The organism is Rhodococcus jostii RHA1 (genome assembly GCF_000014565.1).
Lineage (GTDB): Bacteria > Actinomycetota > Actinomycetes > Mycobacteriales > Mycobacteriaceae > Rhodococcus_F > Rhodococcus_F jostii_A.
This window is the reverse complement of record NC_008268.1, coordinates 49392-63614: the sequence shown is the minus strand read 5'-3', so window position 1 is coordinate 63614 and position 14223 is coordinate 49392. Positions and strand designations below refer to the sequence as shown.

The following is a 14223-nucleotide window of genomic DNA, read 5'->3' as shown; positions in this document are numbered from 1 at the left end:
TCAGCCGGCCGCGCCGTGCCCGACACCCTGCATCGCCGCGTGCTCGTGCAGCGCGAGTTCGGCCTCGTGGTTTGCCGGTTGGAGATCGAACACGACCTCGTGGACGGTTCCGGTGAACCGGTACGGGGCCTTGTCCTCGTAATCGCGGTCGACGACCAGGCCGTTGTCGCGGCCCACGTCCATTCCCGCGTACGAACTGAAGGCCGAACTACGCGGAACTGAGCGCGGCCGGTCTCCATCTCGCACACGCCTGACTATCCGACGATGGTGCCCGCGGCGGATCCGTCGGTGAGCAGTTGATAGAACCGCTCGACGTCGGGTCGCCGGCACAGGGCGGTGCCCGGTGTCTGCAGCATGGCCGCCCCCGCGGCGATCCCGTACCGCACCGAGTCGCTCAACGAACGACCGTGTGCCAGGCCGCACACCACACCGGCGACCATGCTGTCGCCTGCACCGACACCGCTGACCACCGGGACTTGGACCGACGGGAAATGCTCGTCGCGGTCCCGTGTGACCAGCAGAGCGCCATCGGCACCGAGCGAGAGGACGACGATCTGGGAGACCCCCCGGTCGATGACTTCCCGAGCCGCTGCCACCTGGTCGTCGATCGCCGACAACTCCCGCCCCGTCCAGTCCCGGAGTTCGCGAATGCTCGGTTTGACGAGAAACACACCACCCCGAAGTTGTCTCAGGGCCGGACCGGACGTATCGACGATGACTCGCGCACCGAGGTCGCCGACGACGTCTGCCACCTGCTGGTAGAAATCGGCGGGCACACCCGGTGGCAGACTTCCGCTCACCACCACATAGTCGGCGCCCGACGCGACCTCGATGACCAGGTCGAGACAGGCCACCTGTTCCCTTGCGGTCACTGTTGGTCCCGGCAGGACGAAACGGTACTGCAGACCCGTCTCGTTCTCGTTGATCGTCAGGCTCTCCCGTGTGGAACCGCGGATCGTCAGACTCCGGATCTCGACGCCCTCGGTGGCCACGAGATCCTCGAGGGCCCGGCCTGTATGGCCGCCCGAAGGAAACACCGCCGTCGCGGGAGTTCCGAGAACGTGCAGTACCCGGGCCACGTTCAGTCCGCCGCCGCCGGGATCTCGGCGAGGCGCGCCGCAGCGCACCTTGTCGGTCGGCACCACCCGGTTCGTGCTCGTGGTGATGTCGAGCGCAGGATTCATCGTCAACGTCACGATGTCGGGCATGGGCTCTCCTGTCGTCGGGCAAACCGTGACCGGCGAACGGTAGCTGTGACTACTCATCTCGCCACCCCGACGTGGAATGCCAGATCCGCTCCGCCGTCTGCACGCTGTCCCCGGCGGCCGTGTCCGTGTCGACCGCGGTGGCCGAGGGCCACGCCGCGGCACTCGCGGCCATCGCGTCGTACACGGCGGGGGTGGCGTCCGAGTCGCCGGTTGGACGGCTCCCGATTCTCGCGATCGCCATGGCGCGTGGTGCCCTGCACTCGAGTTCGACGAGATCGCTGTGGGTGCAGGAAGCGACGAGCGCAGCGCGCTCCCGGCGCATCGATTGTGTCCACGACGCATCCAGCACGACCGACCTTCCCGCCGTGAGATGGTCGCGAGCGCGCCGCAGCACCTCGGCGTAGGTGCGGTCGGTCATGGTGCCGCTGTACAAGCCCTCACCGAATCCGGCCACCTGACGGGAATGCGGATCGAGGCCGTCGAGTTCCTTGCGGACGTGGTCGCTGGAGATGACGACGGATCCGGTGACGTCAGCCAACTTGCGCGACAGCGTGGACTTTCCGGTGCCGGGCAGCCCACCGACCAGTGCCATTCGCACGGTTCCCGCGCGCAGCTGCCGCAACGCGAGGTTGCAGTGCGCCCGAGCATCCTCGCCGGCCGCGCGGGAACCCTGCGTGTACCGCAGGCAGGCCACCTTCGCACGGACGAACGCCCGATAGGCGATGTAGTGATGCTGCAATGATGCCGGCGGCTCATCGCGTGCCGCGGCGCAATACCGATCGAGAAACCGCGATCCCAGGTCCTCGCGTCCCAGGTACTCGAGATCCATGGCGAGGCATGCCGCGTCGTCGATACAGTCGACGTGGCGTAGGTGGTCGTCGAAGTCGAGGCAGTCGAGAATGCGCGGCCCGTCTGCGAGGCAGAAGATGTCGTCCGCCAGAAGATCGCCGTGACCATCGACTATCCGGCCTTCCCGAACGCGGTACTCGAACAGCCGTTTCCGCCCCTTCAGATACCTGAGGGCCCGCGCCTGCACCTCGTGGACGTCCGCCGCCGGGAGGACATCGCACCGGTAACTCGTCACTTCGGAGACGTTGGCTCGCCACCGTGCGGCCACCGCTCCGGGCGTGGCGTCACAATCGATCTCCGCAGACTGCTCCGCCCCGGCGTGGAATCGGGCGACGACGGCGGCGATCGCATCCACCTGCGCGGTGGTATCGTCGCCGCCCCCGCCGACCAGCCGGGCCAGTCGTCGGTCCGACGGCATCCGGCGCATCTTGACCAGCGCTTCGGTCGGCCCTCCGGCTGGGTCCGTCAATTCGGCGACTCCGAGATACACGTCGGGGCACAGCCTGCGGTTCAATGTCACTTCACGCTCACAGGCCGCGCGACGCCTTTCGGCGGTGCCGAAGTCGGCGAACGCCGTCCGGATCGGCTTCTTCGCCTTGAAGACGACATCACCGACCATGACGACATAGGCCGTGTGCGTCTCGACTCCGCTCACCTCGAGTCCACCGACTGCCTGCGGTGGCGAACACCTCTGAGTTCTCTCGGTCGCCGACATGAGGGTTCGTCACATCACGACGGGCCGGCGCCGCGCCGAAGGTCCGTCAGCCTGCGCGTCCTCATCGAGGTCGAGGTCGAGGTCGAGGTGAAGTGTGGTCCCGTCGCGACGCAGCGCGTGGGCCCACCCCCGGTCTCGGATCACCTCGAGCATCAAGGTGTTCTGCGCCAGCACCTCCGCCGTCATCCGCTCGATGCCGTGCGCCCGCGCGGCGTCGACGAGCCGGGTCAGCAGCATCGTTCCGATTCCGTGCGATTGGTACTCGTGATCGACCACCAGCGCGAATTCGACCGGCGTCGAGTCGTTGTCCAACTGGTGTGCCGGGCTCACGTAGTTCGCGACTCCTACCAGGATGCCGCCGATGAAGGCGCCCAGTGCGCAATGCCGGGGGTCTTGCAGGCACAGTGACTCGGCCAGATCCTCGAGATGCTTCGGACGGGCTCCGAAGAACCTCAGGTAGGCGTCGTGTTGGTCCATCCGCTCGTGTAGAGACTGCACGTCGTCTCTGTCGGTGGGTCGAAGGGAGCGCACGACGACGCCCGTGGTGACCGCGTGCGGCGTTCGGGTTTTCATGCACCGTCACCTCCGTCGTCGGCCGTCGGAATTCATTCAAGCGTGGCGGCGGACGCGGCGTCAGAGCCTTTGGTCCTCGACTACGGTCCTTCGCCTCTATTGCCGATGTCGGTGGGTTCGCGATGCTGAAGGAAACCAAGGGCGCCCTACCGGCATCGAAAGATCCTCGAAACGCAATGACCAGCACGAGCAGTGACACGGAGACCACGGCGATGGTGCACACGCAGGCGCCGGTGGTGGAGCGGCTGATTCCCGAGTTCGAGGGGAGTTTCACGCGGGATGCGATTGCTCGGACAGTGGCGGGCAGTATTGCGGATCTCGCGAGGGTGCCGATCGCCGACATGCCGGAATTGGCCGAACGGGTTGCCCGGCAACGGCTCTTCACGGCACTCGAACGGCACCCTGAACGGTCGTCGTCCGGCCGTTGTGAGCCCACACCGGACAACCGAGTGATCGTGTCCCACCGATCCGGAGGACCGGGCCCGTTACCGAGCGTCACCACACGGCAATCGAACAGGAGAGGCCATGACGGACCAGCGGCATGGGCGCGATGTGCAAGGGTCCGGGGCGGCGGTGACCAGACCGGTGCCCGCGACCACGTGGCCCGTGGAGATCGAGATACACGAACCCGACGCGGAGCAGACCTGCTCCCGGGCCACGGCGCGCCTGCGCCCGCACGGCAAGGCCCTCCTCGAAGGGCAGGGAGAGGCCGGCTGCCACTCTCGACACGCCGACACAGTGCAGGTCAGTCGCCAGATGGCCGCCGCTCGTGCTTTGACCGACCTTGCGCACCAATTGTTCGAGCTGGCAGCCACACAGGACGCGGCTGCGTGCGGACACGGACTGTGATCAGCGGCTATGAGCATGATTCCCACATCGTCGTCCACCCCCGGGGCGGCACCGAACTTCACCGACTACGGCGGTGAACGCACACGGTTCTCGTGGTCTGACCTCGAGCGTCGACTCGGACCGGCCCCCGGCGGCTGCAACATCGCCTACTACGCGGTCGACCGGCACGAATGCGGTCCGCAGCGGGACAAGGTCGCGTCGAGCGCGGACCCTGGTGGATGGACAAGACGGGAACGCTGACGACCGGCAGGCCGTCCGGGCTCGACGTCGCGGCCGCCCCCGGCCACGATCCCGACGAGGTACTCCGACTCGCCGCCGCTGTCGACCAGTTGTCGCCCCACGTTCTCGCCGAGTCGATCGTCCACTTCGCGAGGGCGAGGGGCTGCGCGCTGCCACTGCCCACCGATGTCAGCGAGCAGCCGGAACCGGGGTCAGCGGCGTCGTGAACGGTCGTGCCGTCAAGGTCAGTGCGGACTACGGCGTGTTGCCGGACTGGGCGGAGGCCGTCTCGACGCGATCGGCCCTGGACGGCGCGGCGGCGGCCTGGGTTCAGATCGACAGCACTTTGGCCGGGGCGATCCTGCTGCGGGATCCGCTTCGTCGAGACGCGCCTCGCACGTTGCGCCGACTGCGGGCGGCCGGGCTGAACCGACTGATCATACTGACGGGTGACCGCCGCGCACCGGCCCTCGAGATCGGGTCGATCGTCGGACTGGACGCCGTGCTCGCGGAGCAGACGCCCGTGGACAAGGTGGCAGCAGTGCGGGAGGAGAAGCGCCGGGCCGTCACGATCATGGTGGGGGACGGGATCAACGATGCACCGGCATTGGCGGCGTCGGTCGGAGTGGCGATGGGCGCGCGAGGAGCCACAGCCAGTTCCGAGGCCGCCGACATCGTGCTGACGACCGATCACCTCGCCCGGTTGGCGGACGCCATGGAGATCCCACGGCGGTCGAGGCGGATCGCGATCCAGAGTGCCGGCATCGGTATGACGCTGTCGCTGCTGGCAATGACTGCCGCGGCGTTCGGCTGGATCGCTCCCGCGCCGGGCGCCCTGCTGCAGGAGGGGATCGATGTGGCGTTCATCCTCAATGCCCTGCGCGCCCTTCGAGGCGGCCGCTCCTCCGAACTCACGGTGACGCGGGAAACCGGTCTGCTGTTGCAGCGTTTCGACCATCAACACGACGACCTGCGGGGAGCCCTGACACTGATCCGTAACGCGGCAGAGCAGGTGAGTAGCCAACCCGGACCCGAGACGGTAGCGGCGGTGCGGAGAGCACACACCGTGCTGGCAGAGCGGGTCCTGCCCCATGAGCGCGCCGAGGAGACCCAGTTGTATCCCGCGCTGGCGGAGGCGTTCGGGACGGCGGAAGCCACCGCTCCGATGAGCCGAGCGCACGCGGAGATCGATCGGCTCAGCCGGCGCTTGGGAACTCACCTCGGCGCCGTCGAGGCGCAGGGTGAGGTCCGCCCGGATCAGCGTGACGACCTTCTCGCGTGCCTGTATGGACTGTATGCGGTGCTGCGTTTTTTTGCCCAGGAGGAAGAGGACTACTTCGCGCTGGCCCCGGGAATCGAGGACGAGCGCTGACCGGCGTCGGCGCTACCGAACGACGAGGAGCGGGCACCGGACGGAGTGCATCAGGGCCCGGCTCGTCGATCCCAACAGCATGCTGGTGAATCCGCCGCGTCCGCGACTACCGACCACGAGAAGTCGGGCGTTGTCGGCTTGTTCGCGCAAGTTGCGTACCGGCCGGTCCATGACGACCATCGTCCGCACCTTGACGTCGGGGAAATCCTCGGCACGGCCGGCGAGACTCTCCGACAGCAGGGCCGTCTCCTGGGTGACGATCTGCTTCCACCCGGAAACGCTACCGCCCTCGTAATGCACGGGGAGGTCGACGTCGGACCAGGCGTGCACGGCGACCAGTTCGCACTGGCGCAGGCCGGCCTCGGCGAAGGCCATCGAGATGGCGGGCTCGCTGTGCGCCGAACCGTCCACCCCCACGACGACAGGCCCCTCGAGGCGGGTGACCTCGGAATCGGGAAGATCGTGGATGATCGCCACCGGGCACGGTGCGTGGGTGGCGACCGCGGCGCTGACCGATCCCAGGAAGCCGCGCTCGATGATTCCCTGCCGGTTCGAGCCGACGACGACCATCGCGGCGGATTTCGCTCTTTCGAGGAGTTCCCCGGCCGGCGTTCCGGTGCAGAGGGTCGTGTGGATATCGAGGGACTGCCCGGGCACCGTCCGGGCGGCGATCTCCGCTGCGGCAGCCAGCCGGTTCTTTCCGTTGCGTTCCTCGTCGTCGAAGAAGCTCTCCGGCATGCCGATCGGCACACCGTAGGCGCCGGGCACGAACGTGGTCGCGATCACCGACAGCGGGGAGTTCCGCAACGCCGCCTCCTGCGCGGCCCACGCCACCGCCTGGAGCGAGGACGGTGACCCGTCTGTTCCGACAACGATCGGGTGGCGGGCGGTCATGGTCTTCTCCTCGAGGAAGCGCGCGGCAGCAGGTGCCGCTACCTCTCATCGTGACGGTGCGACCGTCGGCCGCGTAGGGGAGAAGGTCCCCACCTTCGTGGGCGGGGCGAGCCGATCCCGGCTCACGGCAGCGGAGCCGTCCACCGGAGAGTGGTTCCGCCACCGGGGGTTGTGTCGATGGCGAAGTGCCCGTTCACTTCCCGCGCCCGGGCAGCCAGATTTTCCAATCCGCTGGTGACGACGTTCTCCACGAAACCTTTGCCGTCGTCCGCGACCTCGATGGCGAGATCGTCATAGACGGAGATGCTGACCGTGACCGTGTCGGCTCCTGCATGCCGTACCGCGTTGCTCAACGCCTCACGCAGGACAGCCTCGGCATGGTCGGCGAGCGCGGCGTCGATGACCGACAGCGGCCCGGACATGTGCACGGTCGTGCGGAGTCCGGAATCCGCGGTGGTCTCGGCGACGATCTCGTGCAGCCGCCGCCGGAACTGGGTCATCCCCCCCGAACCGCCGTGAAGGTCGAAGATGGCGGTACGGATATCACGCACGATGTCGTGAAGGTCGTCGATCGACTGTTCGAGCCGCTGCTTGACGATCGGAGCCTTCGCCCTCTGCAAGGTGCTCTGCAGCGACAGGCCGACCGCGAAGAGGCGCTGAATGACGTGGTCGTGGAGGTCGCGCGCGATGCGATCCCGATCGGACAGGACGTCGAGCTCACGCATTCGGCGTTGACTGTTGGCCAGCTGCAACGCGACGGCCGCCTGGTCTGCGAACCCCGACATCAGCGCCAGCTGGTCGTCGGTGAACGGCAGAGCGTCGACGTGGCGGAGCGTCACCAGCACCCCCGTCACCGATTGCGCGGCACGCAGCGGCAGCGCCAGCGCCGGACCGAACCGGGTTCCCGTCTCGAACCCGGGGTCGAACGCCAGCGCCGTGACGCGAAGCGGTGTCCGTTCGCGGAAAGCCTCGCCGGACGTGGATTTGTCGACCGGGATCGTCCGGCCGATGATCCGATCCGACACCGTCCCCGCCGATGCCGTCACCACGAGCTCGGTGACCTCGTCCGACGGGATGTCGGGATCGTCCGGTACCGCGAGAAAGGCACTGTCGGCGCCGGTGAGGGCAAGGGCGTCGTCGGCGATCACCTGCAGCACCTCGGCGGTCTCGCTGCCCGCGAGTAGTTCGGTCGCGATCTCCCGCGTCGCTTCGAGCCACGCCTGCCTCGTCCGGGACTCCTCGTACAGGCGGGCGTTCTCGATCGCGATCCCGGCCGCGGCCGCGAGCGCGCGGAGAAGGACCTCGTCGTCCTCGGTGAACTGTGACCCGTTAGCCTTCTCCGTCAGATACAGATTCCCGAACACCTCGTCCCGGATCTGAATGGGAACTCCCAGAAAGGTTTTCATCGGCGGGTGCTCGGCCGGGAATCCCACCGACGCGGAGTGATGAGACAGGTCATCCAGCCGGACCGGCTTCGGATTGGTGATGAGAAAACCGAGGACCCCGCGACCACGGGGCAGGTCGCCGATACGCTCGCGGGTCTCCTCGTCGATGCCCTCGAAGACGAACTCACTCAGGCCCCCACCCGGGCCGAGCACCCCCAGCGCGCCGTAGCGGGCATCCACCAGATTGATCGCAGCATGGACGATGGTGTGGAGCGTGTTGTCGAGGTCGAGTCCCGACGTGACCGCGAGCATCGCCTCGAGCAGCCCGTCGACGTGATCTCGGGCATCGACGATCTGCTCGATGCGCTCCTGCACCTCGGCCAGGAGCTCACGGAGCCGAAGCTCGGACAGACTACCGAGTAACGGACCTCGGTCGCCCGCATCCGGTTGACGGGTCACACGACGCATTGTCCCACGTAGCGCCATGGCGGGGAGCCGGAACAACCACTGGACGCACAACCGACCCGGTCTGATCCGTCAGGTGCCGGACTGTCTCGACTGCATCTTCGTCGCGAGCACCGCGGCCTGAGTCCTGCGCTCCACACCCAGCTTGGTCAGCAGCCGGGACACGTAGTTCTTGACGGTCTTCTCGGCCAGAAACATCCGCGCCGCGATCTGACGGTTCGTCAGCCCCTCACCGAGCAGGGCGAGGAGTGTCCGTTCCTGATTTGTCAGATGCCCGAAGATTCCATCCTTCTCACCAGCGTTCGCGCGGACCTTCACCATCAGAGCAGCGGCGGCGCGACTGTCGAGGAGTGACCTGCCGGCCCCGACGTCGTGGACCGCCCGGGTCAGTTCCATGCCCCGGATGTCTTTCACGACGTATCCACTGGCCCCGGCGAGAATCGCGTCGAGCATCGCCTGGTCGTCCGAGAACGAGGTGAGGATGAGGCAGTGCAATTCCGGCATGAGCGAGTGCAGTTCACGGCACAGCTCGATTCCATTGCCGTCGGGCAGTCGGACGTCGAGGACTGCGACGTCCGGTTTCAGGGCCGGCACTCGTGCCATGGCCTGAGAGTAGGAGGCGGCTTCACCGACGACGGTCAGATCGGGGTCAGCGGTGAGGAGGTCGGCGATTCCGCGCCGGACGACCTCGTGATCATCCACGAGAAAGACGTTGATCATGCCGCAACCTCCAGTCTTTGCTGTGTGATCGCTCCGGGAAATCAGACTACGCCGAGATCAGCTGGCATCCGAAGCCTCCCACTCGAGGCCCTCCGATGGTCATCGAGCAGTGGAACGAACCGGGCGCGTCCCATGCCGGCGTGGTCGATGGGGCATCAACATGGCCGCCGCCAGGCCGACGGTGGCGACAAGTGTCGCGGCAGCGCCGACTCCGACGAGCGGGGTTGCGAGCCAGGCGCCGAGCAGGACGACCAGGCCGGCGGCCGCTGCCCCTGTCACCACGGAGAGTGCGAACCCGGCGGGATGCACGTACAGAAACTCCTCGGGTTCGTCGTCTCGGCGGTGACGATCGTCGCACGGCGATGCGGTGGCGTGGCCTTCGAACATGATGTTCCTCGTTCCCTCGCCGACGGGCTCAGATGTCGTGCGTCGGCCTCTTCCACAACGGTGCGATAACGGCGCGCGCAATTCCAGGGCCGAAAGTCACCACGTCACTGTTGTCGGCTATTCGCGGGAGGGTGACGACAGGTGTGACGCTCGGCCACTCGTCCGGGGCCGGTCACCCCTGCCCATGACCTTGTGCTCTAGGCCGTCCTCCTCGCCCGCGGAAGACTCGGAAACAGGAGGACGGAGGAGGACGGTCCGAGGAGGCTGTGATGACCATCGATCAGGCACTGCGCTGGTGGCGTCTGGCGCCCTGGAGTCGAAATCCCCTCATGCGTGCCACCGACCGTTGCGACTCCGTCGTCGCGGCCGTCCTGATCACCGTCGTCCTGATCGTGGTCCCGTTCGCGGCGGCGTTCGGAACCGTGACGTACACCGGTTTGGCCGAACGGTCTCACACCGAACTTCAGACGAGGCATGCACAGTCCGCCGTTCTCGTCGATGATCCGCGACAGGTGGTGGTCGCCGACGCGCGCAGCCGCTCACCGGAGACGCAGGACCGTGGGACAGCTCAGTGGAAGGCACCGGACGGCACCCTGCGCTCGACCGCCGTGGAAACCAGACCCGGGACGCACCGCGGCGACACGGTGACGGTGTGGGTGGACACGAACGGCAACGTCGTCGCCGAGCCCCGGTCGGGAGTGCAGAACGCGGCGATCGCCGTGAGCGCGGCCCTGTCGGTGTGGGCGGGTGCGGCGGTCGGCGCCCTCCTGCTGTACTCCGGGGTGCGGTGGATCAGCGGCCGAAGCCGGATGCGGCAGTGGGATCGGGAATGGAACGATCTCGGCCGCACACCGGGATGGCCGGTCAGTTGACCGACCGACGCGCCGGTCGTGAACGGCCCGCCTCGACGGTGCCTAACCCAGACTGACCGTGCACCCCGGTTCCAGACGAACGACCTGATCGCGACACGAGATCTCGATCGCGCGTTGATTTCCGGCGCCCGCACTGACCTGAACGCGCCGACCGCTGATCGTCAGCCACAGCTGGTGCCCGCGATAGACGATCGGAAATTCGAGCGCACCGAGCGTATGCGGCCATTCCGGGCTGAACACGAGGCGGTCACCGCGCGTTTCCAGTCCCGTGAAGCAGCGCTGCAGCAGGTCGATGCTTCCCGCCATCGCCGCCAGGTGGATCCCCTCGGAGGTCGTGCCGCCCTGGATGTCGGTGATGTCGGACGCGAGAACCCTGTCAAAGAATTCCATGGCCTTGTCACGGTTGGCGCGGGCCAGCACCCAGGAATGCACCACCGCACTGAGCGTGGAACCGTGTGAGGTCCGCGCGATGTAGTAGTCGATGGTGCGCGGGATCGCCTCCGGTTCGAGCTGATATCCGAGGCGCCCGAACAGATCTCGCAGTTCGTCGGCGGACAGCAGATAGAACAGCATCAACACGTCGGCCTGCTTCGACGCCCGGTACCGGTTGACATCGTCTCCCTCCGCCTCGAGGATTCGGTCGAGCCGCTGAATGTCGGTGTACCGCTGCCGGTAGCCAGCCCAGTCCAGTTCCGCCAGCGCCTCGTACCCCTCGAACTGACTGATGACCCGATCGTGGAAGGGAACGAACATGCGGCGGCTCACGTCTGCCCACCGGGCCATCTCGTGGGCATCCAGGCTCAGGGTGTCCACCAGATCGGCCCGGTCCGGGGCCGGAATCATATCGAGGGCCTCTCGCGCCCGGAGGATCACCCACACGGCCATGACGTTGGTGTACGCGTTGTTGTCGACTCCCTCGTGCGGTGCGTCGGGGTAGCCGGAATGAAACTCGTCCGGCCCCATCACCCCGCGGATGGTGTAGCGACGCCGCGCCGACTCGTAGGAGGCGAGGCCGGCGAAGAATCGGGCGATCTCCACCAGCATCTCGGCGCCGAAATCACTGAGAAACTCGAGATCCCCGGTGACCTGGTAGTAGTTCCAGACGTTGTAGGCGATCGCGATGCCGATGTGGTGCTGGCGCCAACTCGGGTCCGGGAGCCAACGACCGGACCGCGGGTTGAGATGCACTTGCTGGCTTTCCTCCCGGCCGTCGCTGCCCGACTGCCACGGGAACATGGCGCCGCGATGACCGGCCGCCCGCGCGGCCCGGCGGGCCTCCGGCAGACGACGGTACCGGTAGCGCAGCAACGACCGGGTCAAGGTAGGCACCCGCAGGTTCAGGACCGGGAAGACGAACAACTCGTCCCAGAAGACGTGGCCGCGGTACGCCTCACCGTGCAGTCCCCGGGCGGGCACACCGACATCGAGGTCCGCGGTGTTCGGCGACACCGTCTGCAGGAGTTGCATCTGGTGGAGCCGGGCGATGCGCAGCCCGTCCTGGTAGTGGCCGAGGGAGATTCCGATGCGGTCCCACAGGTGCTCCCAGGCCAGGACGTGACCGTCCAGCACTTCCTCGAACCCACCGATCGACGGCACCCAGCGTGCCGCTTCGTCGGCCGGTTCGGACAGTGCGTGATCGCGCCCGGTGAACACGGTCACCATCTTCTCGAACGTGACGGACTCACCCTCGGTGAGATCGACCGTCAGGTCGTGGCCGATGCGCCCGTCGTCATCGTGCAGACGGTAGGTGCATTCGCGGTGTCGATCGCGGGGCGACAGCGTGGTCCGTGCCGCCATGGCCACCGGTATCCGCGACTGGGTGGTCTGCATCGCCAGCAGGACGGTATCCGCCGACAGCGCGCCGGACTGGAGCGGCGCGAGATGCTCGGCGGCGAGATCCCGGTACCGCTCGACGAGGGTGTTGCGGACCGCACCGTCGAGAGCCGAACGCACCTCGAACGAGCCGGACCAGTTCTCGGCGACGATCGTCGTCTGCAGTGCACACACGTGGGGGAGATGCATGGCGACGAATCTCCGCTGGATGACCGACGTCGTTCGCCCGGCGCCGTCGCGGTACCGGAACCGGCGGGTGAGTACGGCGCGACGCAAATTGAGGTACTGGCGGTACTCGAGCAGGTCGGTGGCGTCGACGTCGAACCACGGCCCGCCCTCGATGCGAAAGGTCGTCGTCAGCCAGTTCGGGGCATTCACCATGCTTTCGTTCACGATCTCCGTCCCGGCACGTTCGTCGCGTAAGCGGTTGTACAGACCCGCGATATAGGTGCCCGGGTAGTGGACGGAGCCGGCCGTTGCCTCGGGTGCGCATCCGCGAGTCGCGAAGTAGCCGTTCCCCAGAGTGCAGATGGCCTCCCGTAACTTCTCGGTCGCGGGGTCGTAGCCGTCGTAGAACAGCATCCAGGCATCGGCCGTGGCTGCGGTCTCGGGGTCGCGACCGAGGAGATCCGCGAGCCGCTGCAGCAGTTCGCGGACCTGGGCCGGGTCGTTCACGGCGAATCGTGCCGCCGACCGTCGATCCCCGACCTCCGTGCTGCGGACGACGATCCCCACCCCGTTCGTCGTCACGGCGTCGAAGGCGTCCTCGTCGGTGAGGTCATCGCCGATGTAGATCGGAAGTAGGGACTTCGCGTCGTGGATGTGCTCGAGGACCCAGTTCAATGCGCGTCCCTTGTCCCAGTCGACGTCGGGACGGAGTTCGACGACCTTGCGACCCCCGGTGACCCGCAGGCGGACCTCCCCGGTGGTGGCGACGTCATGGACCGTGGCGACGACCTCGTCGATCCGGTCGGGGGCAACGTTGCGGTAGTGGACGGCGACGGTGTATTTCTTCGGTTCGATCAACACGCCCGGCACGTCTCGGAGGCGGTCGGTGAGGGCGCGGGTGGCGTGATGCAGCAACGGTACCGCGGCGAGAGCGTCGGGATTCTGGTAGTACTGCCCCTGCGGTCCGGCCAGTTCGAATCCGTGGCTGCCCGCATACCAGATGTCCGCCAGACCGACCCGTGTCTGCACGTCCGCGAGGTCGCGTCCGCTGATCACCGCCACCGGGCACTCGTGTGTCAGCCGAACCAGCTCGTCGCCCACACCGTCGACCAGGACGGCCTTCGACGGGTCGGACACGATGTTCGCGAGTGTGCCGTCGAAGTCGAGAAACACTGCGGGCCTGCGGATCCGGAGGAGGGCGGTCAGTTCATGCCGCGACGTCAGAGCGTCCGGAATCTCGGACAGCCGGAGATCGCTCGCACGGAACTGGATCTCGGAGGGGTCGGCGACAACGAAATCTGCTCCGCACCGTGCCAAGTCGTCGGCGCGGCGGTCGTGCCCGACCCCGATGACAAGTGCGAAGCCGCCCCGCCTGGCCGCGGCTGCCGCCTCCGCGGAGGCCGTGACGACCACAGCACCGCCCGGATGTGCGCCCAGTCGGTCGGCGGCGTCGACCGGCGACGCGCCGTCGACCCGAACCGGAAACAGGTCGGCGATCCTTGCGATGTCGAGCACCGGTCGAACGTCGCGATCGGCCGAGAAGACCGCGGTCGCCACCCCGAGACTCTGCAGCTGACGGACGAGTGCTCTCGTGGTGTCGGTCCGCGCGGACTCGGTCATCGCGACGTCGAGGTCGAAGATCACCGCATCGTGCCGTCGCAGATCGATCCCAGCGTGTGACACGGGGCTCAGCTCCCGGGTGGTGGACGCATGA

At 67.3% G+C, this 14223-nt stretch carries 11 protein-coding genes and 2 pseudogenes; 4 read left to right on the top strand and 9 right to left on the bottom strand.

All coding sequences use genetic code 11. The features are described from left to right. From RHA1_RS00300 to RHA1_RS00285, 4 genes and pseudogenes are all read right to left on the bottom strand, one after another. Nucleotides 1–339 (bottom strand): annotated as a pseudogene (locus tag RHA1_RS00300) (hypothetical protein); the annotation flags it as partial. Further along, nucleotides 255–1208: a 1-phosphofructokinase family hexose kinase gene (locus tag RHA1_RS00295; RefSeq protein ID WP_011593389.1), complete on the bottom strand. Its 954-nt coding sequence runs from the start codon at nt 1206–1208 to the stop codon at nt 255–257. The pseudogene RHA1_RS00300 and the gene RHA1_RS00295, both read right to left, overlap by 85 nt. A 49-nt stretch (nt 1209–1257) precedes the next feature. Then, complete coding sequence (locus RHA1_RS00290; protein ID WP_011593388.1) at nt 1258–2772, bottom strand: bifunctional aminoglycoside phosphotransferase/ATP-binding protein; 1515 nt, start codon at nt 2770–2772, stop codon at nt 1258–1260. Nucleotides 2773–2781: 9 nt separating this feature from the next. Continuing rightward, nucleotides 2782–3345 (bottom strand): GNAT family N-acetyltransferase, encoded by a 564-nt coding sequence (locus RHA1_RS00285; RefSeq protein ID WP_011593387.1) that lies wholly within the window; start codon nt 3343–3345, stop codon nt 2782–2784. A 525-nt stretch (nt 3346–3870) separates the two neighbouring features. Here RHA1_RS00285 and RHA1_RS00280 point away from each other — a divergent pair. The 3 genes and pseudogenes from RHA1_RS00280 to RHA1_RS00275 all read left to right on the top strand — a co-directional run. Further along, nucleotides 3871–4194, top strand: coding sequence for a dsRBD fold-containing protein (locus RHA1_RS00280; RefSeq protein ID WP_016884276.1), 324 nt, complete (start codon nt 3871–3873; stop codon nt 4192–4194). Between the two features lie 9 nt (nt 4195–4203). Further along, nucleotides 4204–4434 (top strand): hypothetical protein, encoded by a 231-nt coding sequence (locus tag RHA1_RS53465; protein WP_423816196.1) that lies wholly within the window; start codon nt 4204–4206, stop codon nt 4432–4434. Next, nucleotides 4413–5785 (top strand): annotated as a pseudogene (locus RHA1_RS00275) (heavy metal translocating P-type ATPase); the annotation flags it as partial. The gene RHA1_RS53465 and the pseudogene RHA1_RS00275, both read left to right, overlap by 22 nt. A gap of 12 nt (nt 5786–5797) precedes the next feature. Here RHA1_RS00275 and RHA1_RS00270 read toward each other — a convergent pair. The 4 genes from RHA1_RS00270 to RHA1_RS00255 all read right to left on the bottom strand — a co-directional run bounded on the left by RHA1_RS00270 (nt 5798) and on the right by RHA1_RS00255 (nt 9636). Then, on the bottom strand, nt 5798–6679 hold the full coding sequence (locus RHA1_RS00270) for a universal stress protein (protein WP_011593383.1): 882 nt from the start codon (nt 6677–6679) through the stop codon (nt 5798–5800). 122 nt (nt 6680–6801) lie between these two features. Further along, entirely contained in the window at nt 6802–8532 is a 1731-nt protein-coding gene (locus RHA1_RS00265) for a GAF domain-containing sensor histidine kinase (RefSeq protein WP_041810870.1), read from the bottom strand. A gap of 69 nt (nt 8533–8601) precedes the next feature. Next, nucleotides 8602–9249 (bottom strand): response regulator transcription factor, encoded by a 648-nt coding sequence (locus RHA1_RS00260; protein WP_011593381.1) that lies wholly within the window; start codon nt 9247–9249, stop codon nt 8602–8604. A gap of 99 nt (nt 9250–9348) precedes the next feature. Continuing rightward, nucleotides 9349–9636 carry a hypothetical protein gene (locus RHA1_RS00255; protein WP_237726817.1) on the bottom strand — a complete coding sequence of 96 codons (288 nt, stop codon included), beginning with the start codon at nt 9634–9636 and terminating at the stop codon, nt 9349–9351. Between the two features lie 269 nt (nt 9637–9905). On the opposite strand from RHA1_RS00255, the gene RHA1_RS00250 reads away from it, so the two are divergent. Beyond that, the gene (locus RHA1_RS00250) at nt 9906–10508 is read left to right on the top strand and encodes an Rv1733c family protein (protein WP_011593379.1); all 603 of its coding nucleotides are present in this window, start codon (nt 9906–9908) and stop codon (nt 10506–10508) included. Nucleotides 10509–10550: 42 nt separating this feature from the next. Here the strand turns inward: RHA1_RS00250 and otsB are convergent, their stop codons facing one another. Continuing rightward, on the bottom strand, nt 10551–14129 hold the full coding sequence (otsB, locus tag RHA1_RS00245) for a trehalose-phosphatase (protein ID WP_411755673.1): 3579 nt from the start codon (nt 14127–14129) through the stop codon (nt 10551–10553). Nucleotides 14130–14223: the final 94 nt, after the last annotated feature.

Excerpts from the sequence above, each read along its gene's own strand:
- RHA1_RS00295 (WP_011593389.1), bottom strand. The coding sequence starts at position 1,208 with ATGCCCGACATCGTGACGTTGACGATGAATCCTGCGCTCGACATCACC.
- RHA1_RS00290 (WP_011593388.1), bottom strand. The coding sequence starts at position 2,772 with ATGTCGGCGACCGAGAGAACTCAGAGGTGTTCGCCACCGCAGGCAGTC.
- RHA1_RS00285 (WP_011593387.1), bottom strand. The coding sequence starts at position 3,345 with ATGAAAACCCGAACGCCGCACGCGGTCACCACGGGCGTCGTCGTGCGC.
- RHA1_RS00280 (WP_016884276.1), top strand. The coding sequence starts at position 3,871 with ATGACGGACCAGCGGCATGGGCGCGATGTGCAAGGGTCCGGGGCGGCG.
- RHA1_RS53465 (WP_423816196.1), top strand. The coding sequence starts at position 4,204 with ATGAGCATGATTCCCACATCGTCGTCCACCCCCGGGGCGGCACCGAAC.
- RHA1_RS00270 (WP_011593383.1), bottom strand. The coding sequence starts at position 6,679 with ATGACCGCCCGCCACCCGATCGTTGTCGGAACAGACGGGTCACCGTCC.
- RHA1_RS00265 (WP_041810870.1), bottom strand. The coding sequence starts at position 8,532 with ATGCGTCGTGTGACCCGTCAACCGGATGCGGGCGACCGAGGTCCGTTA.
- RHA1_RS00260 (WP_011593381.1), bottom strand. The coding sequence starts at position 9,249 with ATGATCAACGTCTTTCTCGTGGATGATCACGAGGTCGTCCGGCGCGGA.
- RHA1_RS00255 (WP_237726817.1), bottom strand. The coding sequence starts at position 9,636 with ATGTTCGAAGGCCACGCCACCGCATCGCCGTGCGACGATCGTCACCGC.
- RHA1_RS00250 (WP_011593379.1), top strand. The coding sequence starts at position 9,906 with ATGACCATCGATCAGGCACTGCGCTGGTGGCGTCTGGCGCCCTGGAGT.
- otsB (WP_411755673.1), bottom strand. The coding sequence starts at position 14,129 with ATGACCGAGTCCGCGCGGACCGACACCACGAGAGCACTCGTCCGTCAG.